25 protein-coding genes and 1 tRNA gene are annotated in these 24,018 nt (G+C 64.0%); 11 read left to right on the top strand and 15 right to left on the bottom strand.

The genetic code is table 11. The annotated features are described in order from the left end of the window. Positions 1-13 precede the first annotated feature (13 nt). The 7 genes from fliN to IVB29_RS30205 all read right to left on the bottom strand — a co-directional run bounded on the left by fliN (position 14) and on the right by IVB29_RS30205 (position 6,720). Entirely contained in the window at positions 14-364 is a 351-nt protein-coding gene (fliN, locus tag IVB29_RS30235) for a flagellar motor switch protein FliN (protein ID WP_211382323.1), read from the bottom strand. 3 nt (positions 365-367) lie between these two features. After that, positions 368-988, bottom strand: a complete 621-nt coding sequence (locus IVB29_RS30230; RefSeq protein WP_247507068.1) for a FliH/SctL family protein — start codon at positions 986-988, stop codon at positions 368-370. After that, entirely contained in the window at positions 988-2,079 is a 1,092-nt protein-coding gene (gene fliG, locus IVB29_RS30225) for a flagellar motor switch protein FliG (protein ID WP_247507067.1), read from the bottom strand. The genes IVB29_RS30230 and fliG overlap by 1 nt, the downstream gene beginning before the upstream one ends. Positions 2,080-2,097: 18 nt before the next feature. Then, positions 2,098-3,714, bottom strand: a complete 1,617-nt coding sequence (gene fliF / locus IVB29_RS30220) for a flagellar basal-body MS-ring/collar protein FliF (RefSeq protein WP_247507066.1) — start codon at positions 3,712-3,714, stop codon at positions 2,098-2,100. 188 nt (positions 3,715-3,902) lie between these two features. Next, positions 3,903-4,178, bottom strand: a complete 276-nt coding sequence (locus IVB29_RS30215; protein WP_002714638.1) for a DUF1153 domain-containing protein — start codon at positions 4,176-4,178, stop codon at positions 3,903-3,905. 216 nt (positions 4,179-4,394) lie between these two features. Beyond that, on the bottom strand, positions 4,395-5,105 hold the full coding sequence (locus tag IVB29_RS30210) for a flagellar hook capping FlgD N-terminal domain-containing protein (RefSeq protein WP_247507065.1): 711 nt from the start codon (positions 5,103-5,105) through the stop codon (positions 4,395-4,397). A 13-nt stretch (positions 5,106-5,118) separates the two neighbouring features. Further along, positions 5,119-6,720 carry a flagellar hook-length control protein FliK gene (locus IVB29_RS30205; RefSeq protein ID WP_247507064.1) on the bottom strand — a complete coding sequence of 534 codons (1,602 nt, stop codon included), beginning with the start codon at positions 6,718-6,720 and terminating at the stop codon, positions 5,119-5,121. A 347-nt stretch (positions 6,721-7,067) separates the two neighbouring features. Here IVB29_RS30205 and mnmA point away from each other — a divergent pair, with 347 nt between their 5' ends. From mnmA to IVB29_RS30185, 4 genes are all read left to right on the top strand, one after another. After that, the gene (mnmA, locus tag IVB29_RS30200; RefSeq protein ID WP_247507063.1) at positions 7,068-8,249 is read left to right on the top strand and encodes a tRNA 2-thiouridine(34) synthase MnmA; all 1,182 of its coding nucleotides are present in this window, start codon (positions 7,068-7,070) and stop codon (positions 8,247-8,249) included. 250 nt (positions 8,250-8,499) lie between these two features. Then, a complete protein-coding gene (locus IVB29_RS30195; RefSeq protein WP_092034816.1) occupies positions 8,500-9,138 on the top strand; it encodes a class I SAM-dependent methyltransferase in 639 nt (212 codons plus the stop codon). A gap of 44 nt (positions 9,139-9,182) precedes the next feature. Next, positions 9,183-9,539: a hypothetical protein gene (locus tag IVB29_RS30190; protein ID WP_247507062.1), complete on the top strand. Its 357-nt coding sequence runs from the start codon at positions 9,183-9,185 to the stop codon at positions 9,537-9,539. 323 nt (positions 9,540-9,862) lie between these two features. Further along, positions 9,863-9,939: transfer RNA gene (locus IVB29_RS30185), tRNA-Met, on the top strand. A gap of 116 nt (positions 9,940-10,055) precedes the next feature. Here IVB29_RS30185 and IVB29_RS30180 read toward each other — a convergent pair. Then, complete coding sequence (locus tag IVB29_RS30180) at positions 10,056-10,430, bottom strand: helix-turn-helix transcriptional regulator (protein WP_247507061.1); 375 nt, start codon at positions 10,428-10,430, stop codon at positions 10,056-10,058. 314 nt (positions 10,431-10,744) lie between these two features. Continuing rightward, positions 10,745-11,746 carry a hypothetical protein gene (locus IVB29_RS30175; protein WP_247507060.1) on the bottom strand — a complete coding sequence of 334 codons (1,002 nt, stop codon included), beginning with the start codon at positions 11,744-11,746 and terminating at the stop codon, positions 10,745-10,747. A 172-nt stretch (positions 11,747-11,918) separates the two neighbouring features. Between IVB29_RS30175 and IVB29_RS30170 the strand changes: the two genes are divergently transcribed. Beyond that, entirely contained in the window at positions 11,919-12,134 is a 216-nt protein-coding gene (locus IVB29_RS30170; RefSeq protein ID WP_247507059.1) for a hypothetical protein, read from the top strand. 113 nt (positions 12,135-12,247) lie between these two features. On the opposite strand, the gene IVB29_RS30165 is transcribed toward IVB29_RS30170, so the two are convergent. The 5 genes from IVB29_RS30165 to IVB29_RS30145 form a co-directional block, all read right to left on the bottom strand. Further along, complete coding sequence (locus tag IVB29_RS30165) at positions 12,248-12,481, bottom strand: hypothetical protein (RefSeq protein WP_247507058.1); 234 nt, start codon at positions 12,479-12,481, stop codon at positions 12,248-12,250. A gap of 32 nt (positions 12,482-12,513) precedes the next feature. Beyond that, a complete protein-coding gene (locus IVB29_RS30160; RefSeq protein ID WP_247507057.1) occupies positions 12,514-12,699 on the bottom strand; it encodes a hypothetical protein in 186 nt (61 codons plus the stop codon). Positions 12,700-13,036: 337 nt separating this feature from the next. After that, entirely contained in the window at positions 13,037-13,426 is a 390-nt protein-coding gene (locus IVB29_RS30155) for a hypothetical protein (protein ID WP_247507056.1), read from the bottom strand. Positions 13,427-14,332: 906 nt separating this feature from the next. Then, positions 14,333-14,713 carry a hypothetical protein gene (locus IVB29_RS30150; RefSeq protein ID WP_247507055.1) on the bottom strand — a complete coding sequence of 127 codons (381 nt, stop codon included), beginning with the start codon at positions 14,711-14,713 and terminating at the stop codon, positions 14,333-14,335. A gap of 251 nt (positions 14,714-14,964) precedes the next feature. Next, positions 14,965-15,213, bottom strand: a complete 249-nt coding sequence (locus IVB29_RS30145; protein ID WP_247507054.1) for a hypothetical protein — start codon at positions 15,211-15,213, stop codon at positions 14,965-14,967. 196 nt (positions 15,214-15,409) lie between these two features. Here IVB29_RS30145 and IVB29_RS30140 point away from each other — a divergent pair, with 196 nt between their 5' ends. From IVB29_RS30140 to IVB29_RS30115, 6 genes are all read left to right on the top strand, one after another. Then, entirely contained in the window at positions 15,410-15,628 is a 219-nt protein-coding gene (locus IVB29_RS30140) for a hypothetical protein (protein WP_247507053.1), read from the top strand. Between the two features lie 71 nt (positions 15,629-15,699). After that, on the top strand, positions 15,700-16,380 hold the full coding sequence (locus IVB29_RS30135) for a response regulator transcription factor (RefSeq protein WP_247507052.1): 681 nt from the start codon (positions 15,700-15,702) through the stop codon (positions 16,378-16,380). 9 nt (positions 16,381-16,389) lie between these two features. After that, positions 16,390-17,814 carry a HAMP domain-containing histidine kinase gene (locus IVB29_RS30130; protein ID WP_247507051.1) on the top strand — a complete coding sequence of 475 codons (1,425 nt, stop codon included), beginning with the start codon at positions 16,390-16,392 and terminating at the stop codon, positions 17,812-17,814. A gap of 61 nt (positions 17,815-17,875) precedes the next feature. Further along, on the top strand, positions 17,876-18,799 hold the full coding sequence (gene rpoH, locus IVB29_RS30125; RefSeq protein ID WP_247507050.1) for an RNA polymerase sigma factor RpoH: 924 nt from the start codon (positions 17,876-17,878) through the stop codon (positions 18,797-18,799). A gap of 79 nt (positions 18,800-18,878) precedes the next feature. After that, positions 18,879-22,061, top strand: a complete 3,183-nt coding sequence (locus IVB29_RS30120; protein WP_247507049.1) for an efflux RND transporter permease subunit — start codon at positions 18,879-18,881, stop codon at positions 22,059-22,061. Next, entirely contained in the window at positions 22,058-23,329 is a 1,272-nt protein-coding gene (locus tag IVB29_RS30115; protein WP_247507048.1) for an efflux RND transporter periplasmic adaptor subunit, read from the top strand. The genes IVB29_RS30120 and IVB29_RS30115 overlap by 4 nt, the downstream gene beginning before the upstream one ends. 67 nt (positions 23,330-23,396) lie before the next feature. On the opposite strand, the gene IVB29_RS30110 is transcribed toward IVB29_RS30115, so the two are convergent. After that, positions 23,397-23,885: a hypothetical protein gene (locus IVB29_RS30110; RefSeq protein WP_247507047.1), complete on the bottom strand. Its 489-nt coding sequence runs from the start codon at positions 23,883-23,885 to the stop codon at positions 23,397-23,399. Positions 23,886-24,018: the final 133 nt, after the last annotated feature.

Genomic DNA, 24,018 nt, shown 5'->3' with positions numbered 1-24,018 from the left:
CATTCCCTGCGCTTTAGGCGCGTTCGGTCTTGATGATTTCGGTCATGGTCACGCCGAGCTTGTCCTCGACCAGGACAACTTCGCCGCGGGCAACCAGCTTGTTGTTGACATAGATGTCGATGGCCTCGCCGACGCGCCGGTCGAGCTCGAGCACGGTGCCGGGCCCGAGCTTCAGCAGCTCGCTGACGTCCATCTTGGAGCGCCCGAGCACGGCCGAGACCTGCACCGGCACGTCGAACACGGCCTCCAGGTCGGCGGCGGCGCGTGCCGCATATTCGTCCTCGGTGTAGCCGACGTCCGTGCCGGTCGGCGGCATCGGGCCGTTGAGATCTGGCAGCGGGACCTGTCCGTCGGTGTCGCTCATGGCTTAGCTCCCCCTCCGGGACGCGATATAGCGCCCGACCATTTCGTCGATCTTGGCCGCGATGGCGCCGCGCTCGAGCACGACGCCGCCATCGGCCCACTCGATCCGGCAGTCGCCGGTGGCAATGTCAGGCTCGGCTAGAATCACGAGCCGGCCCTCGAAGCCGCTCTGCTTGGCGAGCCGCTCGATCTTCTCGCGCGCAGCCTCGTAGAGCGCGTCGTTGATGCGAACGACGAGATGCGGGGTGGCGACCAGATGCGAGAAGCAGTCCTTGACCAGCGCCATGATCTCGCCGAGCGGCTCGGCGGCGACCAGATCGGCGCACAGCTTGCGCGCCACCGCGATTGCGACGTCGACCGCCTCGGTCTCCATCTTGCTCTCGATATTGCCGATGCCCGAGGCGATGCCGCGAACCGAGATGCTGATCTCTTCCATCGCGAGCGCGACGCGGCGGTCGCTCTCGGCCTTGGCCTCGCGCTGGCCGGCGTCGAAACCGTCCCGATAGGCGCGCGCCTCCGCTTCCGCCACCTTCTGCGCGATCTCGGCGGCGGTCGCAGCCTTCTCGCGCGTCCGGTCCGGCGCGGCGAAGTCGGTATCAAACAGGAATTTTGCCGGAGCCCCCATCAATACACCAGTTCGTCGTCGGCACGGTTCTTGGTCAGCATGATTTCACCCTTGGCCGCGAGGTCCTTGGCGAGGTTGACCAGCAGCGCCTGGGCCTCGTCGACGTCGCGCAGGCGCACCGGGCCCATCGCCGCCATGTCGTCCTGGAGCATCTTTGCCGCGCGCGAGGACATGTTGCCGAAGAAGAAGTTGCGGACGTCCTCGTTGGCGCTCTTGAGCGCGACGCCGAGCTTGTCCTTGTCGACATTGCGCATCAGCGTCTGGGCCGAGCCGGAATCGAGCTTCACCAGGTCGTCGAAGGTGAACATCAGCGCCTTGATGCGCTCGGCCGATTCGCGGTTGTCTTCTTCCAGCGAGGTGATGAAGCGGGTTTCGGTCTGGCGGTCGAAATTGTTGAAGATTTCCGCCATCACCTCATGGGCGTCGCGGCGGCGGGTCTGCGAGAGGTTGGACATGAATTCGGTGCGCAGCGTCTTCTCCACGCTCTCGATCACCTCCTTCTGGACCGCTTCCATCTTCAGCATGCGGTTCACGACGTCGAGCGCGAGATCCTCGGGGAAGATGCCGAGCACGCGGGCGGCGTGTTCCGACTTCAGCTTCGACAGCACCACTGCAATGGTCTGCGGATATTCGTTCTTGAGATAGTTGGCGAGCACCTCCTCCTGCACGTTGGAGAGCTTCTCCCACATGTTGCGGCCTGCGGGCCCGCGGATCTCGTCCATGATGCCGTTGACGCGCTCGGGCGCCAGGTACTGCTGGAGCAGCCGCTCGGTGGCGTCGAAATTGCCCATCAGCGCACCCGATGCCGACATGCGCGAGACGAATTCGAGCAGCATGTCCTCGACGGTGTCGACCTCGACGGTGCCGAGCGTCGACATTTCCAGCGAGAGCTGGCGCACCTCGTCGTCGTCGAGCAGTCCCCAGATCTTGCCGCCATATTGCTCGCCGAGCGCCAGCATCAGGATGGCGGCGCGCTTCGGCCCCGCCACCGCGTCGACCTTGGCGCCGCCGCGGCTGCCGGCACGCTGTCCGAGCGTGGAGATCACGCTGGTGATGTCGTTCGAGTTGGCGTTTTGCAAATTGCCGGCCATGTCAGTTCACTTCTCGAATCATTTTGCGGGTTCGGTCAGCCATTGACGGATGATGGCGACGGTTTCGTTGGGGTTGCGCTCGGCGAGCTCGCCGACGCGATGAACGGACTGGGCGTGGACCTGGCCCTGGACGGTGGCGACGTCGATCGCGCTGGCGGTGCCGCTCGGCAGCAGCGGCTGGCCGCTGTTGGCCGGCGCGGATTCGTCGGAGGCAGACGGGCCGGAGAGGACGCCGGAGATCGCTGCGACGACTTCGTCGGAGGCGAGGATGCGCTTGACCAGCGGGCGGATCACCATGAACAGCACGACGAGGCCGAGCAGCATCATCACGCCGAGCTCGACGAAGTACATGACGTCGTCCTTGGTGAACTGGAGCATGCCGAGGAAGCCGGAGGGCTCGGCGATCGGGGCGGTGGAGGGCGCATCGGCAAAGCGCAGATTGACGACCTCGACCTGGTCGCCGCGCTTCTGGTCGAAGCCGATCGCCGAGCGCACCAACGCGGAGATGCGGTCGAGCTGCTCCTTGGTGCGGTCGGTGTAGGCGAGCTCGCCCTTGTCGTTCTTGGTGTAGATGCCGTCGACCAGCACTGCGACCGAGATGCGGTTGACCCGGCCGGCCTCGGTCACCTCGGTCTTGGTGGTGCGGGAGATCTCGTAATTGTTGGTCTCTTCGGTCTTCTTGCTCTGGTCCTTGGCCGCGACGCCGCTATTCTGCCCGTTGCCCGGAAGCTCGTTGTTGACGGTGACCTGGCCGTTGTTGTCGGCGGTCATGCTGCTCTCTTCCCGAGTCTGGGTCGAGCGCAGCACGCGGCCCTCGGGGTCGAACTTGTCCGAGGTCTGCGTCACCTTGTTGAAGTCGAAATCGGCCGAGAGCTGGACGCGGGCACGGCCCGAACCAACCACCGAGGAGACGATGTCCTCGACCTGCTTGCGCATCCGCTTCTCGTAGGCGGTGCGGCGCTCGTCGCCGACCGCCTGATCCGCATCTGTCGCGGCACCGTCGGCGAGCAGCTGGCCGGCTTCGTCGACGATCGAGACCCGCTGCGGCTTCAGCCCGTTGACGGCGGAGGCGACGAGGTGGCGGATGGCCCTGATCTGCCCTGCTTCGAGCGCGCCGCGGACCCGGACCACGATCGAGGCCGACGGTTCCGGCGCCTCGCGCGAGAACAGCGGGCGCTCAGGCAGCACGAGATGGACGCGGGCGGCCTGGATGCGGTCGATGGCGCGGATGGTGCGGGCAAGTTCGCCTTCCAGCGCGCGGAGATGATTGATGTTCTGGACGAAAGAGGTGGTGCCGAGCGCGTCCGACTTGTCGAACACTTCGTAGCCGACGCCGCCGCCCTTGGGCAGGCCGCCCTCGGCGAGCTTCATTCGCAGCCGCGTGACCTTGTCCTTGGGCACCATGATGATGCTGCCCTCATTGCGGATCTCGAACTGGATGCCCTGGCGCTCCAAGTCCTTGATAATGCCGGAAGAATCCTCGACCGAGAGGTCGGTGAACAGCGTGGTCATCTGCGGCGTGGTGACGCGCATGATGACAAACGCGAAAAAGCCGACGAGCGCGGCGGTGACCGCGATCATCGCCCCGAAACGGGCGGCGCCGATACCCTTTAAAAAGTCCGCAAGACCTTGCAAGCAACCGCCCCGAAGCTTCGACCCGCAACTGAGCGGCCGACTGGGCAATTATTGCCTAGGTGATGGTTTCGATATGGTTAACGAAGGTTAAGAGCTCGGACAAAAGTAGCGCCAAAACGAAACATGAAAAAAATCGGCCTCGCAAAGCGGGGCCGATTTTCGTCAAAAGCCGCAGATTTCCGGATCGCCTACTGGCGATATTGCTGGATGCGGGTGGTGCGAAGACCCGCCAGACCGTGCTGGTCGATGGAAAACTGCCAGGAAAGGAATTCGTCAACCGTCAGGGTATAACGGCTGCAGGCCTCCTCGAGGGAGAGAAGTCCGCCACGCACAGCAGCGACGACTTCGGCCTTGCGGCGGATAACCCAGCGTTTGGTGCCGGGCGCGGGCAGATCTGCAATCGTCAGCGGACTGCCGTCCGGCCCGATGACGTATTTTACCCTCGGGCGATGGGGTTCTGTCATGGCGTACTCACAAACTCTCAACCACTGAACTCACATTGAAACCCTACGCGCGGCGGCTTAAAAATCCGCTAAGCCTAAGGCTTCAATACAATTCTCGTTGAAACTTGCGGGAACGCGGGTCGTCTCGGCCGGTGGAACGGTGGTCTCCGGGCCGCTCAAGGGGGTCTTCGTAAATACTTTCCTAACAAAAAGGGCGCATCGGGCGCCGCGCGAGCCTTAGTTGCTGCTGGCGGCGACGATGCTCTTCACCTGGTTCAGCGTGTAGCTGTTGCCGTCGATCGTGAGCAGCGGCGGCGACTGGGTCAGGTCGACGGAGGACACCACGCCCTGCACCTGGGCGGCGATGCCGACATTGTTGTTCGCGATGTCCTTGCCGGTGGCCGAGATCGTGTACTTGCCGTCGGGCCATTGCGTGCCGTCATTGCCCATTCCGTTCCAGGTGAAGGGAATGTCGGAGCCGGTGGCAGCGGTATATTTGCCGGTGAACACGGTCTGGCCGCTGGAATTGGCGACGGTAATGTCGACGGTCGAGTCGCTGGGCACGTTGAGATGCCAGGTCGCCGACGACTTCGTCATGGTCGCGGTCGAGCCGTCGACCAGCGCGGTCTTGCCGACGAAGTCCAGCGCCTGCGTCGCCTGCGTGGTCTTCTGGAGGGTGACGAGCTGGGTCAGCGCATCGTTGGTCTTGAGCTGCTGCTCGACGCCGGCGAATTGCACCAGCTGCTGGGTGAACTGGTTGGTGTCGAGCGGGGAGAGCGGGTTCTGGTTCTGCAGCTGCGTCGTCAGCAGCGTCAGGAAGGTCTGGAAATTGCCGGCGAGCGTCGCGCCGGTGGACGAGCCCAGCGAGCTCGACGAGGAGGACGACGATGACGTCGGGGTCGTCCCGGAGACGGGTGTCGGCGCAGTGGCGGCATTCGTGGTGGTCATGGTCGAATACTCCTCACACTCTGATGTCGACGCCGCTGCTCGATCCGAGCATGCGGCCGTAGCCGCGCCCGACGGGCGCGGCAGCAACGGTGTCGTCCTCGCTGATGATCAGCCGGCGGGAATTGCCGCCATTGTCGTTGTTCTGGCCGGACTGCTGGCCCGATGAATTCTGGTCGCGCAGGCTGAAGGACAGCCCGTTGCTGCCGGTCTTGAAGCCGGCATCGTCGAGCGCGCGCTGCAATTGCGGCGCGTCCTGCTTCAGCATCGCCAGCGTCTCCGGCTTCTCAACGGTGAGATGCGAGGTGACCTGGCCGTTGCGGTCGACATTGACGCGGACGTCGATGCGGCCGAGATCGAGCGGATCGAGGCTGATGTCGAAGCGCGTCTTGCCCGCGCGTACGGCGGCGGCAATCTCGATCGGCACGCCGCTGATCGGCACGGCATTGGCATTCGCCGCGGTCGCGGTGAGCGTTGCGGTCGAAGCGGTCGCGGCCGAAATCGTATTGGTCACCGGCGCCTGGATGGCGGATGCCGCCTGCGCGCTGGTGTCGGTCGTGGCGATGGTTGCCTGCGTATCTGCATGCGCGTGCGGCGTTGCCGGCGTTGAATCGGCGCGGTCGGAGGCCGCAGCCTTGGCGTCGGTCGTGCCGGCGTCGACTTGCGGCTTGGCGTCTTGCGGATGCGCGGCGGCCGTTGCGGGAGTCTGCGCGGCGGCGTTCGCCTTGCCGGCCTCTTGGCCGATACTGGAGACGTCGCTGCCGCCTTGCGCGGCGACGGCAGCCTTGAACGAGGTTTTTGGCGTGCCCTGGTCGACTGCGGCGATCAATCCGCCATTGGTCTTGGCATCGGTCGCGGTCGCATCGGTCGTGCCGGCGGCGGCATCGCCAAGTGCCGTCGTGGTGCTCGCATCGACCTTGGCGGCAGCCGTCTTGGCGCTCTTGTCACCGGCTGTCGCGGTATCGGTCTTGCCGCCTGCGATCTGCGCGGCAGTGGATGTGCTGGCGGCGATGCCGGCAGCGGCGATCGTCAGCGGCGAGGAGGTCGCGGCCTGGCTGGCGGCCGCATTCGGATCGACCGGCACCACAGGCGCGGCAACCGGAAGCGCATTCGGATCCGGCACGGCGGCCTGCGTCGTGTCGATTTGCGCGGTCGCGGCGGCATCGACGGCGGCGGCAAGGCCGTCGGTGCCGGTCTTGCCATCCTTGGTCTTGTCGGATTTGTCGGACGATTTGGTGTCGGAGCCCTCGGACTTGGTCTTGCCGTCAGCCTTTGATGCATCCTTGGACGTATCTTTGGATGCATCCTTGGCGGGATCGGCCGTCGTATCGGTCTTGGTGGAATTGTCGGTGTTGTCGCTCGCCTTGCTCTGCGAGGACGGGTCGCTGGCGGAGGTATCGCGCGGGCTCTTGTCCGAGGCGGACGACGACGAATCGGTCCGGCGCGGCGCGCTATCCTGCGACGACGAATTGTTGCTGATCGCCTGCGTGTTGCTGTCGACCAGTGAGCCGAAGGAGTCGCTGCTGGACGTGTCTTTCGAGCTCTGCGACCGGGCAGACTTTTGCTGCGCGCTCTGGACAGGCACGTTTGCCGCTACATCTGACGTACGACCAACCACGGAATACCCCTTGGAAACATCTTCGGCATAAGAGGGAGCAAGGAGCGGGCCAGCCTCGTATTTTTCGATTTACACTAGTAAAATCAATGTATTAATTGATTTTCGCCGCCGCCGCGAGGGCGGCAAAAACCCCGCCATTTCTGCCGCCCCGGCAAGAATTGCCCCAAGCTTTGGGCCAGCCCGATTGCTTCACCGGAATGCCGCCTATATTAAAGAGGCCGCTCTCAGCCGCTTTCGACCGGGCAGCTCGTCCTCCGGGGGAACCAGGGTTCCCGGGGATCGCCGATGTCCCGCCGGAAGCATCAGAATCGCGGATCGCAAAACGCCGCCGTCACACCTTGAAAGCCATGCTCAACAGTCTGGATCTCGAAGGCCGTCCTGAGGATACCAGGGTCGTCGTTGCCATGTCGGGCGGCGTCGATTCCTCGACGACGGCTGCGCTGCTGAAGGCTGAAGGCTACGACGTCGTCGGCATCACGCTGCAGCTCTACGACCATGGCGCGGCGACCCATCGCAAGGGCGCCTGCTGCGCCGGCCAGGACATCCACGACGCCCGCGACGTCGCGGCCAAGCTCGGCATTCCCCATTACGTGCTCGACTATGAGGACCGCTTTCGCGAGTCCGTCATCGACGTCTTCGCCGACAGCTACGCGCTCGGCGAGACGCCGGTGCCGTGCATCGAGTGCAATCGCTCCGTCAAATTCCGCGACCTCCTGAAGACCGCCCGCGAGCTCGGCGCGCAGGCGCTTGCCACCGGCCATTACGTCGCCTCGCGCCGCAGCATTGACGGCTCGCGCGCGCTGGTCTGCGCCGCCGACAGCGATCGCGACCAGAGCTATTTCCTGTTCGCGACCACGCAGTCACAGCTCGACTTCCTGCGCTTCCCGCTCGGCGACATGACCAAGCCCGAGACGCGCGAGCTCGCGCGCCGCTACGGCCTGAGCGTTGCCGACAAGCACGACAGCCAGGACATCTGCTTCGTGCCGACGGGGCGCTACACCGACATCATCACCCGCCTGCGTCCGAACGCGATGGACCCCGGCGACATCGTCGATCTCGACGGGCGCGTGCTCGGCCAGCATCACGGCATCGCCAATTTCACCATCGGCCAGCGCCGCGGCCTCGGCATTGCCGCGCATGCGCCGCTGTTCGTGGTGCGGCTGGATGCCGCCAACCGCCGCGTCGTCGTCGGCCCGCGCGATGCGCTGAGGATGCACCGCATCACCTTGCGCGACGTCAACTGGATCGGCGGCGGCGACATCGACCGCGCCATCGGCGATGGCCTGGAGATGTTCGTGCGCGTGCGCTCGACCCGCGCGCCGCAGCCGGCATGGCTGCGCGGCAGCGATGGCCATTACGAGGTCGAACTCGTCGCCGGCGAAGAGGGCGTCTCGCCGGGCCAGGCCTGCGTGTTCTACGACGCAGCCAGCGGCCAGGCCCGCGTGCTCGGCGGCGGCTTTATTCAGAGCGCCGCGGCCAAGGCCACGAGCAACGCAGCGAGGCCGCTGGTGGAAGCGGTTCGCGGCTAAACATCATGAGATCGAGCCCGACTGTCACCGCAATGACGGTGCGCTCCCTCTCCCGTGTGCGGGAGAGGGTTGGGGAGAGGGCTCTCTCCACCCGCGATATCTCGCGAGTCGGTAAAGCCCTCACCCGCCACGCTCTTGCGAGCGTGTCGACCTCTCCCGCAAGCGGGAGAGGCGCCAGACCGCGCGCGGGGCTGACTTCGATTTCACCAATGAACAACACTCTCTCAAGTTTCGCGTAAGGGCAGGGGGCATGGCAGCAGACATCTCGCGGGCCGGGGTCGAGAAGGCCTATGGCCGCTGGGCGCCGGTCTATGATCTCGTGTTCGGCAAGGTGTTCGACGCCGGACGGCAGTCGACCATCGCCGAGGCCGACCGCATCGGCGGCCGCATCCTCGACGTCGGCGTCGGCACGGGTCTCTCGCTCTCGGACTATTCGCGCACCACAAAAATCTGCGGCGTCGACATCTCCGAGCCGATGCTGCGCAAGGCGCAATCGCGCGTGCGGAGCTTGCGCTTGAGCAATGTCGAAGTGCTCTCGGTGATGGACGCGAAGAACCTCGCCTTCCCCGCAAACTTCTTCGACGCGGTGGTGGCGCAATACGTCATCACCGCCGTGCCGGATCCCGAAGGCACGCTCGACGAGTTCGTGCGCGTGCTCAAGCCCGGCGGCGAGCTGATCCTCGTCAACCACATCGGCGCCGAGAGCGGTTTTCGAAAGCTCTCCGAGCTTGCGTTTGCGCCGCTCGCCCGCCGCCTCGGCTGGCGCCCGGAATTCCCGTGGGCCCGCCTCGTCAACTGGGCCGCCAAACACGGCGGCGTCACGCTTGCCGAGCGCCGCCCGATGCCGCCGATGGGGCATTTTTCGCTGATCCGCTACCACAAATCGTGATCGTGCAGCGGGAACGGGGCACCTGATCCGCGCGTTTCCCTTCCATGCGCACCACATCAAACATCATCCTGGCCAGCCTCCTGATCGCCGCCTCCGGCAGCGCGATCGCGCAGGCCCCGCCCGCCCCCGCGACGCCGCCGCAAGCGACCGCGCCGCCTCAGACTCAGCGTGCCACCGGCTGCGCGCCCTCGGACCGGCTGACAACCACCCCCGGCGGCACCACCACCGGCCAGTCCCGGGAACCGCTCGGCGACAAGCTCGCCAAAACGGACGGCGTGCTCTGCCCGCCCTCCGGCGTCGACCCCGACATGCACGCCCCGGCCCCCGAATCCGGCGCCAATACCCCGGTCATCCCGCCCCCCGGCAGCCCCGGCGGCGACCCGACCGTCCGGCCGAAATAGCCTGTCGCGCCGACTTGTCCGCCGAAGCTTTAGCGAAGGCGGAAGCCTTGCGTAGACGGAGCCCGGTTCTTCCTTCGCCTCTCCCGCCTGCGGGGAGAGGCCGGAGCGCATCGAAGATGCGATCCGGGTGAGGGGGACTCGCCACGAGTCTGGTGCCGAAAATCCCAGGAATCCGGCCAAAATCATCGTTTCAAGCCGACTTGTCCCGCCGAAGCCTTGGCACAGGCGGAAGCTTTTCGCGAAGGCGGATTGACAGCCCGCCGCCCCCTTCCTTATATGCCGCGCGTTCGCGAGATCGGCCCTTCCGCCGTTCGCGACCCTGTGGCGGGGTAGCTCAGCTGGTTAGAGCACGGGAATCATAATCCTGGGGTCGGGGGTTCGAGTCCCTCTCCCGCTACCAAACATTCTCCCGCGCCGTCCCTGAAATCATGGCAGATTCATCGATTCCGGTCCGCAAGGCTGGGCGAGGCATTGTCCGGTTGAGAGCCTGGAAATTCGCCTCAATAGTTCATGACGTCAGATCAGGTCGTCGACCGTGAGCTTCAGCACCGCGGCGAGCTTTTTGAGCGTGGCTGCTGTGCCCGGCTTGTTCCCGGCCTCGATCTCGGAAATGAAGCCCTGCGCGACGCCGCTCGCCTTGGACAAGGCGCCCTGCGTCAAGCCGCGCTTCTTCCTCCAGAAAGCAAGCGGGCTTCTGGCGGCCAACAACTGCTTCGCCTCGGCGGAGGTCAAGGTCTCGATCTCGCCGCGCTCGATGGCCTTCCGGGAGCGCTCGGCAATTTCGCTGTCCCTTTGATCCTCGGCCGCCTCCACCAAGCGCTCATAATCTGCGGCCGACAGCACAACCATGTCCTCGCCGCTGGGACTCTTGATGCGCTGTACCTTGTTCATGGTGCCTTCCTTCAATCGTAAATCCCGCCGCGTGGTCCGACATCGTGAATGGTGATGGTACTTTTCGTTTCCGAAGATCACCCGGAAGTCGCCGACCCGCAACCGGTAGTCCGGACGGCCCTCTGAAGTTGCGCGGTCAACAAGCTGAGGCCGGGCGCCAACGCGAGACCTCGTAGGATCGGTAGAGCACTTGCGAAACCCATCATGCTCGCCATCGGACAGAATCTAGATGGGTTTCGCTGCGCTCTACCCATCCTTACGTACTTGGGCGGTCCTGGCTGCAAATGCTTTGCAGCATTAAAGTTTTCCAGCGGTTAGAAGCCAGGCGGCATTTTCCGGTCGCCGGACTCCTGCCACTCTTCGGGCGCCCAGCCGCACTTCATGCAAAGGCCCTTAAATCCTTCGAGCGCGCTTTGCCATTCGCACTTGCAATCCTTCACGGGGCATGGGCCCGCACGTTGCATCGGATATTCCTTATCGCAAATGACGCATCGCACTCTGTCATCTGCGACCGCGTACGCGGTCGGCACGTCGCTCGCGTAAGGATCGGTATCGCCCAACCCCGCATCGTGGCCGCATTCGTGGCAAATGAAGCGCTCTTCATGGCGGTCATGGCCCATCAGCCACTTGAATTGGCTTTCCGTCAACTGAGGGATCAGGTGCCAGAGTTCGGTGTAAAGACCAGTCCGCTCGTTGAAGTCGCTGTCGAATGAAAAGCCCGCCCATTTTCCTAGAGCAGCGAAGTGAAGGCGATCCTCCATCCAGCGGCGCCCCGGGTAGAGCTCGCTGTAATTCAGTTGAAGGATATCGATGATCGCAAGCGGCTCGATGTTCTGCCGATAGATGCCAAGATGAGATATCTTGTTGCGGCCACGACGGATCTCCTCGTACTTGGTTTGGAAATCCTTCGACAATGTCGTCGAACAGAACATGTTGTGCACCCGGACGAGTTCTGACGCATCGAGCGTCGGAAAGTCCGTGAAATCCCAAACGCCATTTTCGCCGTCGCTCGGTTTGATATCCGTCCGTTTCAAGAGAAGATAAGGGCTGATATCGCAGATGCGGGCCTTCAGTCCGATTTCCTGGCTCTGTTGGATGAGCGCAAATATACTTTGCAGATCGCTCTGCGCGGCGGCGATGTATTTCTGCCATCCCGCCTGAACGTCGACAGCTTCGTCTTCTTCCTGCGCTTCCGAAGCCCACTGGCCGTACTCAGCCCATTCGGTGATGATGCCTGCCAGGTCACCCCATGCTTTGAAATAGAGGCGGAGGCTTACCAGAAGAAGTTCGTCGGCCGTTGGAATGTTTTTGATCACAGGGGGACCATCGTCTGAAGGAACGCGTCGAAAGTGCGTAGGATGGGTAGAGTAGTTGCGAAACCCATCGTTCTGATCATCGGGCGAAGCTTGATAGGTTTCGCTGCGCTCTACCCAACCGTACTACCTGACTTGCAACGTCAGGTGGTCAAGCTAGGATGGAGAGGCTGAATTGGATAATCTCATTCACAATGAAAAGCAGAAGCTTCATGCCACTTATCTTAACAACTTAGGAGTGGCTGCCTTAGTAGGTGGAGTTATTGCTCCCGTGTTCGGCGCCCACCAGTCGAGCGTTTTGACTGTGGCTGGTTCGTTCTTGTTCGGTGGCATCATGAGCGCGATATTTCATGCTGGGGCTATCTGGTGCCTCTCTGCCTTAAAACAGTAAGGTAAAATTCCTATAGGGATTGGTAGGCGCCTCGTGGGGTATTACGGTGACAGTGCACTTAACTCAGAGTCCCCTGCTGCAAGCTCAAGACGAACAGCAGCTGTTCGTGCGGGTCACTTGCTCTTGCTCTTCGCCTTGGATTGCTTCTTTGGCACCGGGTCCGCGGCGGCTTCCCGCGCCAGGCGCTCTGCCTTCAGCCGCTCTCGATTCTGAGCGAAGGCCTTCTCGGCGACCGCGTGTTCGGACATTGCCTTCACAGCATCGACTTCGCGGAAGGCCTTGCGTGCTTCGCGCTCCGCTTTGCTGATCTGCTTCGGCGGCTGGTAGTCACCACTTGGTTTCGTCATTGTTCTCGATCCAAACGCTTCTCGAAAGTCGGTCAATTTTTGCTGGTAGGTCCGGCATCCCGCGCCAGGCGCTCCGCCCTGAGACGCTGATGGTTTTCCTGAAACTCCGGATCGGCGTGGCTGTCCGCTATCGTTTGCCGCGCCCCGATTGAATTTTTTGCCTTTCGCTCCGCTTCATCCGCGACCTGTTGCTCGGCGGAGCGTTTCTGTTTGATCATTGCTCGATCCCTGCACCTGCGGGTTGTTCCGGAACCATCCAAATGAGTCCCGGGAACCACAATAGCCGCTTGTCGCGCCGGCGGCGACCCTCAAAAGTATGGGGCGTCCAGCCCAACGGTCGCAGCGCTCCGGCGAAGCTGCCACCCGAACGCTTGCCGTAGGGAGATTGCAAACGACGATAGAGTCGTCCCGAACCCGAGGACGTGGACACGGCGCGGACCGCGCAGCGCTGTTTCTGCCGTCATGAGTCCGGGCCGGAGGGGCAATGGTTACATTGCGTCACGGCATGCTCTACGCTAGAGAGCAGCCGGAGATGACTTGAGAGGTAAGCCCATGTCATATGCCTACAAGCTGCATGAAGACGTTCGCCACCAGCCCCAAGGCCCACAAGGACGTGAGGCAATTGATCCAGCCATGATTTACACCATCGTTCAATGTATGCCCATCGAGGCGGATGGACGTCTTCGATATCGCATCAAGAGCAAGTCGGGGAACGTCGAGCGAGTCGTGACGGAAGAGCAACTGTCGTACCTTCAGTGAAGTCGCGCTTGTTGGCCGGGGAGTTTCGTCGTGCCGAACGATCGGGAAAAAACTCCTGATTGCGCTTCGAGAGAAGCCGCTCAAAGTCCAGAGATCATGAAACGCGCCAATGTCGCGAACGAGGAAGCTTGCCAGTCCCTCCTGTTGAAAATGCGAGACGAGGGCTCGGTGAAGTTCGATATCCATAAAGGGCGATGGCTCATCGGATGAGCCGTGAAATGCGGCGACGGTCCATGCATGTCTTCCGTATGGGCTGCCTCATGGCTTCGCCAAGCGGCCAAGCCATGAGAAGCGCGTCAGCCGCTCGCCCGTCGGGCAAAACACCGCCCTGTGTCGCCCCCGTCAACCCCTCCCCACAAAAATATTCCACTTTACCGAAATTCGGAAATGGCGTATGTGTCGGTGATCCCGGCTCATCCTTGAGGGGCGATCTCGTTGTCGTCTTGATTGCGAGCCGGGCTTGCGGTGGACGCGGCAGCGTCGGCACGAAACGGTGCGGGTAGGGCGGGTAGTCCCTGTGAGCTCGAAACCACGTGCGGACGAGCGGCGCTGTTAGGCTTCGTCTCGTCTGTAGTTTCCGGCTTTGTCGACAGGGCTGGGAAAACTGCGGCGACATGGCGGGCCGTGCGTACGGCAAAACCGTGTGGTCCTGGCCGTCGTTGCTACGGTCAAGCTTTCGCGGAGGTGTGTGCGAGCCCAACCGGGCGGACAGCATCGTCAATTCGCGGGGCGAGGGAGGCCAGAAGGAAAGTTCGGCTCCCGGGAGAGCACGGCATAAGCCGTCCAACCATCGCGCAGGGAAGGCCGAGTGATTGGCGCCACCTGTATGCTGCTGTGCGGTTCTTTTGCGCTACATCTTCGCGCAGCGGACCGCGGGTGCGAGGTCAGCACCCGGCCTTCCCTGCGCCCTCTTGGATTTGAGGGGGCAAAGACCAGGCAAAGCTCGGGCGAATGCGCCGCGAGAACGCGAAGGCGTGGTCGTTCGATCGTAGGATGGGTAGAGCACTCGCGAGACCCATCGTGCTTCCGCGTTGGTGAGCGATGATGGGTTTCGCTTCGCTCTCCCCATCCTACGAGTGCTTGCGTGCGGAGCTAGCTGCAGCTCAGCGGCAATTGCCGGCCGGGATGCAGCTCGTACCAATCATAGCAATCCGGATAGGCGCCGTAGAATCCATAGCCGGGCCGGAAGCGGCCATAGCTGTGAAACGCGTGCTGGCGAAAACCGCCGGCATGACCACTGAGGCCGACGTGCTCGCCGCCGAACCGGGCGCCGCCGCCAAAACCGCCCTCATGGCCCATGCCGCCGAAATGCGCGCCGCCGCCAAAGCCCGCATGTCCACCGCCGAAGCCGCCACCGCCAAAGCCGCCGCCGTGACCGCCGCCACCACCACCGCCGCCGTGCGCGTTGGCCGCGCCGACGGCGAGCGTCGAGGCGAGTGCTGCTGTCGCCAGAATCATGATTGCTCGCTTCATGGAAAACTCCTCTCGTGTCGAGCTGCCCGGCCATCCCTGATGACCGGGCCTGTGATGAAGGAGAGGTAGGCGCGGTGCGCGGCAATCCAACTGAATTCGGCGTCAGATATCAGGCGTGCCGCTCGCGAAGGTGATCGCGCCGCGCGTGGCGGCGACGCACGCGAGAGAGCGGGCTGAATGAAGCAGCCCGCTCCCTGTCAATTCGATATGCAACGGCCGGTGAAGTCACACGGCCGGCCGCGCTGGCGCGATCAGTAACTGCCGGTGCCCGGCTCGCACGGCACGTTGTTGCCGGTCCACGGCGCGGTCGCGAAGGCGCCGACGCGCGGCGCCGGAATGCAGGCGCGTTCGCCCGGATAATAGAACGGCGTGTTCGTTGCGACCGTATCGGCCTCCATCGCGGGCTGCCGCACGACGCGATGGTGCTCGCGCGCCATGACGGGGCCGCCCAGCATGGCGGCTGCGATCAATCCCATCGACAACAATTTGAACGTGGTCATTCGCTCTCTCCATTGATGACATCAGGCCGAACCAAGCCGGCTCGCCATCAAGGTGTGAGCGATCGCGTCCAATTCAAATGCACGATTCGCTCACCGCATTTCAACCGCCCGTGAGCCGATCCGGCGTCGCAACCACGATCGTGCGAATGCATAACATCCGTGGCCCCTGAAACTACAGCGCGTGCGTTGAGGGCTTATGTTCGACGCTGCACCATTCGGAGCCAGCGAGATGATCATTTCATTTGTAACACGCATCGCCCTTGCACTGGCGCTGCTCGCGAAGCGCGCCGTCCGCAACATGAACTGCAATTTAATGGCAGCGCTCGCGCCGCGAGCCTATCTCGTGCCGCAGCGGGTGGCCGTCATCAGGCGGCGTCAGGGCCGCGGGTTCGACGCGCGCGGACGCCGAACATGACAGCGCGCGCCGCTGAACCCACGCTTCCTCACCGCGCGCCAAAACGCCGCGCGGAACGTGGAGCGAAGATCATGAACCGGATTCTCCTGATCGAGGACGATGCCGAGACGGCCGAGGCGATCGTCGCCGAGCTCGCCGATCGCGGCTTTGAGGTGCAATGGGCAGGCGACGGTGTCGACGGTCTCGACCGGGCGCGCGCGTCGAACCCGGATGCGATGATCGTCGATCGCATGCTGCCGGGCATGGACGGGCTCACCGTCATCGAGGCGCTGCGCAACGATCAGGTCAGGACACCCGTCCTGGTCCTGAGCGCGCTTGGCGCGGTGGACGACCGGGTGCGCGGATTGCGCATCGGCGGCGATGACTATCTGACAAAACCGTTCGCGCTCGTCGAGCTGGTCGCGCGGATCGAGGCGCTGCTGCGCCGTCCGGTCGACAGCTGCGAGACCATTTTGCGTGTCGGGCCGCTCGAGATCGACCTGATCCAGCGCACCGCGCGCCGCGGCGAACGCGAGCTCGACCTGCTGCCGCGCGAGTTCCGCCTGCTCGAATACATGATGCGCAGGAACGATCAGCTGCTGACACGCGCGATGTTGCTCGAAGAGGTCTGGAACTACAAATTCGTTCCGGCGACGACGAATTTGATCGATGTGCATATGGGCCGGCTTCGTCACAAGGTCGACGGCCCCGGAGAGATGCAGCTGATCCGCAACGTCCGCGGCTCCGGCTTCGTCCTGCGCTCGCGGCAATAGGGGCGGGCGATGCATCGGGCTCAGCTGATCCGCTCCGGCACGTTCCTCTGGGCCCTGGCCGTCGCGGCCGCCTTCGCGCTGTTCGTGGTCGCGTTGTTCGCGTTCATCTACTGGAAGCTCGACGACTATCTGGTCGCGCGGTCCGATCGCATGATCGCCACGCAGATCCATTTCATCGCAGACCTGCCGCCGGCGCGTCGCATCAGCGCCATCGCCGATCATCTCGATCAGGATTCCAGGGGCGTGCAATACGCAGGACTGTTCGATGCCGCCGGCACCAGGTTGGCCGGCAACATCGACCACCTGCCGCGCGCATTCGGGCTCGACGGCGCGGTGCAGGGCGTGCGGCTGCATCTGTTCGAGAAACCGACGATTCACAGTCCCGTCGTCAGGGCGGTCGGCCGGCGTCTCGACGGCGGCGATGTCCTGGTGATGGGACGCAACGTCGACGAGACGCACGAGATATCGAGCGTGGTGGGGGAGGCGCTGGCCCTGGGCCTGCTGCCGGCCTTCAGCCTCTGCCTGCTGGCGGGTATCTGCCTGAGCGCGCGTGCGCAGAAGCGTGTGGAGGAAGTCAATCAGCGGGTCCAGCGCATCGTCGCCGGCGAGCTGCGCGAGCGGCTCCCGGAGGGCAAGGCGGACGATTCCTTCGCGCGGCTGGCCAAAATCGTCAACGGCATGCTCGACGAGATGGAGACGATGATCAATGCGCTTGCCGGCGTCGGCAACGACATCGCTCATGATCTCAGGACGCCGTTGACGCGCGTCCGGCTGGCGCTGGAGCGCGGGCGAACGCATGCGGCAACGCTGGAGGAGCTTCAGGACATCGCGGACAAGGCGATCGCCGGCATCGACCAGTCGCTTGCGATCGTCACCGCCCTGCTGCGGCTGACCGAGATCGAGAACAACCGCCGCATGTCAGGCTTCGGCGACGTCGCGCTCGACGAGATCCTGCGGGAGGTCTGCGACGTCTATGAGCCGATCGCCGAGGACAAGTGCATCGCGCTCGGTGTGGTCATCGATCGCAATGTGCGGGTGTGGGGCGACCGCGACCTGCTGTTCGAGGCGATCGCCAATCTCGTCGACAACGCCGTCAAGTTCACGCCATCAGGCGGACGGGTCGAGCTCGCGCTGAAAGCGGAGGACGACACGGCACTCGTGTGCGTGCGCGACACCGGACCCGGCATCAGCGAGCAGGAACGCGAGGCGGTGCTGCGGCGGTTCTATCGCTCCGACAAGATGCGCCATACGCCGGGTGTCGGCCTCGGACTGAGCCTGGTCGCCGCCATCGTCAAGCTGCACGGCTTTCGGCTGATCATCGGACCCGCACCCGGTGGGCGGATCGAGATCCTGGCCTGGACCGGAAGAACGGGCAACGCCGCTAGCCGCCGTTTCAAGACATTGCAGCACGCAGACGCCGACCAGATGGGATGAGCCAAAATGACGCGCCATGCTTTCGAGATCGATCAGCCGGCCTGGAATGTGGGAGTGACAGATGTTGACTAGCCACGACATTGCGAGGACCGAACCGCCTGCTGCGCCGGGTGCATCGCTGCCGGCGCCGTTCCTCAGTGCGTATTCCGCGGCCATCAGGCGCTACGAATTTCTCGAGCCGGATCAGGAGCAGCAGCTCGCCCATCGCTGGCAGCAGACGCGGGACCGGAGCGCGGCCGACGCACTCGTCACCAGCCATCTCCGGCTCGCCGCCAAGCTGGCGCGCGGCTACAAGGGATATGGCCTGCCGCTGGTCGATCTGATCGCCGAAGCGAATCTCGGCCTCGTGATTGCAGCGTCACGCTTCGAGCCCGGCCGCGGCGCGCGCTTCTCGACCTATGCGGTCTGGTGGATCAAGGCCTCCATTCGCGACTACATCCTGCGGTCCTGGTCTCTGGTCAGGATCGGGACGACAGCGGCGCAGAAGAAGCTGTTTTTCAAGCTCCGCAGCGAGATCAGGCGAGCCACCGGCGGGGTGATGGTCGCGCTCACGCCCGACGTCGCGGAGGCGATCGCCGGCAAGCTCGAGGTCACCGCGCGTGACGTGATCGAGATGGACGTGCGGCTGAATGGCGACATGTCGCTGAACGCGCGCGTCGGCGACGAGGAAGGCGGAACCGAGCTGGAGGCCCTGCTGGTCAATGGCGCCGTCGACGCCGAGACGGTGCTCGTCGATCACGACCAGATGGAGCGGCGCACGAAGGCGTTGCGTGTCGCGCTGGGCGGGCTCGCGGCGCGGGAACGTCGTGTCTTCGAGGCGCGGCGGCTGGCGGAATGCCCGGTGACGCTCGATCAGTTGGCCCGCGAATTGTCGATCTCCAGCGAGCGTGTCAGGCAGATCGAGATGCGCGCCTTTGCCAAGGTCAAGCGGGCCGTGATGTGCGCTGCGCAGGATGCGGCACGCGGCACGGCATGGAGTGCCTGAATTCGTTTTCATTTGAACAGAGGTCCGACCGTCCTCATCTCTCCGGCGATCCCGCGTCACTTGCTGCAGGCAGACCCCCATGGGAATTGTTCGCTTCGCACTACGGCTTCCGCACACATTCTATGTGCTGGCCGCGCTGATCCTGTTCCTCGGCGGCATCGCGATCCGCTCGATGCCGACCGACATCTTCCCGGAAATCCGGATCCCCGTCGTCACGGTGATCTGGAGCTACACTGGACTGTCGACGCCCGAGATGGAGCAGCGGGTCAGCACCTATAGCCAATATTCGATCAGCGCCAATGTCAGCGGCATCAAGAACATCGAAGCGCAGACCCTCAACGGACTGTCGATTCAGAAGGTCTACTTCCAGCCGGACGTCAATCTCGACCTCGCGATCTCGCAGATCGTCTCCGCGACCAATGCCATCCGCGCCCTGATGCCGCCGGGCATCCAGCCGCCGATCATCGTGCAGTTCAATGCCTCGAGCGTCCCGGTGCTCCAGCTCAGCCTCGAGTCGAACAGCCTGAACGAGCAGCAGCTCTACGATTTCGGCATCTACCGGGTCCGCCAGCAACTGGCTCCCGTTCCGGGTGTAACCTTGCCCACGCCTGCCGGCGGCAAATACCGCCAGATCATGGTCGATATCGATCCGAACAAGCTGCTGTCGCGCGGATTGACGCCGCTCGACATCGTCAATGCGGTGAACACGCAGAACTTGACGCTGCCGACCGGCACGACCAAGATCGGCGACACCCAATACACCGTTCGCACCAACGCGACGCCGGCCACGATCCAGGATCTCAACATGATCCCGGTCAAGTTCGCGAACGGGGCCACGATCTTCCTGAAGGACGTCGCCCAGGTCCGCGATGGCGCCCAGGTGCAGCAGAACATCGTGCGCGAGGACGGCCATCGCGCCGTCCTGCTCAGCATCATCAAGAACGGCAACGCCTCCACGCTCGCCGTCGTCAACGGCGTGAAGGCGGCGTTGACGTCGATCCGCGCGGCGGCGCCGGCGGGGCTGAAGATCGACGAGCTGTTCGACCAGTCGATCTTCGTCACCCATTCGGTCAATGGCGTGCTGCGCGAAGGCGCCATCGCGGCCGGCCTGACGGCGCTGATGATCCTGGTGTTCCTGGGATCGTGGCGATCGACGCTGGTCGTCCTGATCTCGATCCCGCTGGCGATGCTGTCCTCGCTGATCGTGCTGTATTTCCTTGGCGAGACCCTCAACACGATGACGCTGGGCGGGCTTGCCCTCGCGGTCGGTATCCTCGTCGACGATTCGACGGTGACGATCGAGAACACGCACCGGCTCTGGACCGATGAAGGCATGCCGCTGCCGGAGGCCACCCTGCATGGCGCCGCTGAAATTGCCATCCCGACGCTGGTCTCGACGCTCGCAATCAGCTGCGTGTTCACCTCGGTCGTGTTCCTGGAGGGACCGGCCAAGTACCTGTTCACGCCGCTTGGCCTCGCCGTGGTGTTCGCGATGCTGGCGTCTTACGGGCTGTCGCGGACGCTCACGCCGATCACCATCGGTTTGCTCTTGAAGAGCGAGCATCGTCATGGCGAGGGCGAGCGCCCGACGGGCATATTCGGGCGCGCCTCCGCTGCGTTCGAGCGCGGGTTCGAGCGCCTGCGCGACGGGTATTCCAATCTCTTGCTGAAATTACTGCGACGTCGCGTAATCGTGCCCGTCGTCGCCGTGCTGGTGCTGGCGCTCGGAGCCACCATGTTCGCCTATGTCGGCAGAGATTTCTATCCCGTCATCGACGGCGGCCAGATCCAGCTTCACGTTCGCGCGCCCGCGGGCACGCGGATCGAGCGTACGGAAGCGATTTTCCAGGCGGTCGAGGATAAGATCCGCGACGTCATTCCGGAGCGTGATCGGGCGCTGATCGTCGACAATATCGGCCTGCCGGCGCGCGCCTACAATCTCGCATTCACAGACGGCTCGACGATCGGGGTGAACGACGGCACCATTCTCGTATCGCTGAAGGACGGGCACGAGCCGACCGCGGATTACATCAGGAAGCTGCGGCAGGTGCTGCCGTCGGCATTCCCGGAGGACACCTTCTATTTCCAGGCGGCCGATATCGTCACGCAGATCCTGAACTTCGGTCTTCCCGCGCAGATCGATGTCCGCACGGTCGGTTACGGCAGCAACAATCTGGCCGTCGCCAAGGAGCTGCAGAAGAGTCTCGCGGCGATCCCCGGCGTGGTCGACGCGCATCTGCAGCAGGAAGTCGATGCTCCCGCGTTCTACGCCGATATCGACCGCACCCGCGCAGCGCAGCTCGGTCTCAATGCGAGCACGGTGGCGACCAACATCAATGTCAGCCTCAGCTCGTCCGCGCAGGTCTCGCCGAATTTCTGGACGGATCCGACGTCGGGAATCCCCTACTACCTGGCGGTGCAGACGCCCGAATACCGGGCCAATTCGCTGAACGCCCTGGGCAACACACCGGTGTCGGCCTCGCTTGCCGCAAGCGGACAGACGGTGCCGGGCCTGCTCAGCAATGTCGCGACCTTCAAGCGAGGCACCGTTCCCACCAATGCGAACCAGGCCAATGTCCAGCCGCTGTACGACGTCTATGCGAGCGTCCAGGGCCGCGATCTCGGCAGCATTGCGGCCGACATCGACAAGGTGACGTCCACCCTGCAAAAGCAGCTCCAGCCGGGCAATTCGATTCAGGTTCTGGGACAGATCCAGAGCATGCATCAGTCGTTCCGCGATCTCGGAATCGGGCTGCTGTTCGCGGCTATCCTGGTCTACCTGCTGATGGTCGTGAACTACCAGAATTTTGGCGATCCCTTCGTCGTCATCATGGCGCTGCCGGCGACATTCTGCGGCATCGTGACGATGCTGTTCATCACGGGTACGACGCTGAACGTGCCCTCGCTGATGGGAGCCATCATGGCGGTCGGCGTTGCCTCCGCAAATTCCATCCTGCTCGTGACCTTCGCGCGTGACGAGCAATTGAAGGGACACTCCGCGTTCCAGGCTGCGCTGAGCGCGGGCCGGACCAGGATCCGGCCCGTGCTGATGACCGCGGCAGCGATGATCGTGGGCATGATCCCGATGGCGATCGGCGGGCCGGGCGAGGAGCAGAATGCAGCGCTCGCGCGGGCGGTCATCGGCGGGCTGCTGTTCGCAACCCCGACCACCTTGCTGGTCGTGCCTTATCTCTTTGCCATGCTGCGCAAGGGCAATGACGGCAAGCCGCGCCACGGCGTATTCGAGGAGCAACCCGAATGAGTGACGTTCGCATACGGCTCAATGACGACGAGGCGGGTGACCGCCCCGGGGCGGAAAGTTTGCGGATCGTGGAGCTGCCGGGCAAGGGCGCGCGATCCGGACGCCGTTATGGTGGTGCGCTGCTCGGGGGAGGCGTGCTGCTGCTGCTTGCGGGCGGTCTCGGCATTGGCGGCTGGCGTCACTATGAGGCCGGGCGTGAGGTTGCCGCGGTGGCCGGGCAGGCTCGGACCAACGTCCCGGAGGTTCGCGTGGCGGCAGTCAAGCCCAGCGGCGACATCATGAAGGTGAGCTTGCCGGCGACGACGACTGCGTTCGAGGCGGCCAACATCTTCGCGCGGACCAGCGGTTACATCGAGAAGCGCTACGTCGATATCGGCGATCGGGTCAAGAAGGGCGATCTCCTCGTGGAAATCACCGCGCCCGAGCTGGATCAGCAGATCGCACAGGCGCAGGCGACGCTCGCCCAGAACCAGGCCGCGCTTCAGCAGGCGCAGGCGAGCCGGGAGCTGGCCGACGTCACCAACTCGCGTGACAGCAATCTCGTCAAGCAAGGCTGGTTGACGGCGCAGCAGGGCGACAATGACCGCCTCACCCTGCGCGCGCAGCAGGGGGCGGTGGGTGTCGCGCAGTCGAACATCACGGCGCAGGAGGCGCAGATTCGTGTCCTCCAGCAGGAGAAGTCCTACCAGCGCGTGGTTGCGCCGTTCGACGGTGTGGTCACGCAGCGCAACGTTGACAATGGCAGCCTGGTGTCAGCCGGGTCGACCTTCATGTTCACGCTGATGCATTCCAACGTGATCCGAACCCAGGTCTTCGTGCCGCAGGACGAGGCGTTCGGAGTTGGCCCGGGCGTCGATGCTGATATCCGCGTCCCCGAGATTCCGGGGCGGACGTTTGCCGGCAAGGTCACGCGGATCGCAACCGCATTGCAGCCGGGGAGCCGGACGCTGTTGACCGAGATCGACGTGCCCAATCCCGATGGTTTGCTCAGTCCGGGCATCTATTGCACGGTCGAATTATCGATCCCGCGCAAGACGCCTTCGATGACGATCCCGTCCGACGCACTCGTGTTCGACCAGAATGGTCTGCATGTCGTGGTCGTGCGAAACGGCACGGTTCATTTTCAGCAGGTCTCGATTGCCAGGGATTTCGGCACCAGTGTGGAAGTGCGCGACGGCGTGCAGCCCGGTGATCAGGTCGTGCTCAATCCGGCGGTCAATCTGGCGGATGGCAGCAAGGTCAGCATTCGCAAGACCGAAGTGAGTTAGGGATACGAAAGATGATGCGGATCGCATTCGCTGGGGTGATGGCTCTTCTGCTCGGTGGCTCTCCCGTTCAGGCACAGGTCGCAACGACCGGCAGCACGGCAATGGATCTGCCGACGGTGCCGGGCGCGATCGTGATCTCGCCGCTCAACAGTCCGGGGCCGTTTTCAGCAACGACCGTGTCGGGCGCGCCGGATACGACGCTGGCGCCCGTGCCGCTCGCGTCGGATCCGACCACGCCGGGGACGGTGGTCGTCTGCGCGCCACCGTCGTCGTCGCCGTCGCCGGTGCCGGCGACCCCGACCGTATCGCCCACAGGCCTTTCGCCATCGGGCATCGCGGCCCCTGTCCTGCCGGTCACAGGGCAGAACGGCAGCGCCATCGGGACAATCTCCGCGGCTGCGCCGGCGGGAACGGGTACGACGGTCGCATGCAGCTCAACGCCGGGAGGGCAGCTGACGAGTGCTGCGTCTCTGCCGCTTTCGATTTCGCAAGTGGCTGCAAGCCCAGCGCCCGGCACGATCCTGGCGGACACCAGCGGCGCCGGCGGCACGGGCATAGACCCGAATGCTGTCGTGCCCAGCCCCAACAGCTCGGCCTGCGCGGAAGGGGTCTCGATGAATCTAGCGGAGCCTGCGACAGTGTTGCCGGCCAACGCCTCAGGCGCGGCGCCGACGCCCGGTGTGTCGCCG

It is taken from the genome of Bradyrhizobium sp. 1, assembly GCF_023073315.1.
In the GTDB taxonomy this organism is placed as follows: Bacteria; Pseudomonadota; Alphaproteobacteria; order Rhizobiales; family Xanthobacteraceae; genus Bradyrhizobium.
This window is presented reverse-complemented; position numbering and strand designations above follow the sequence as displayed.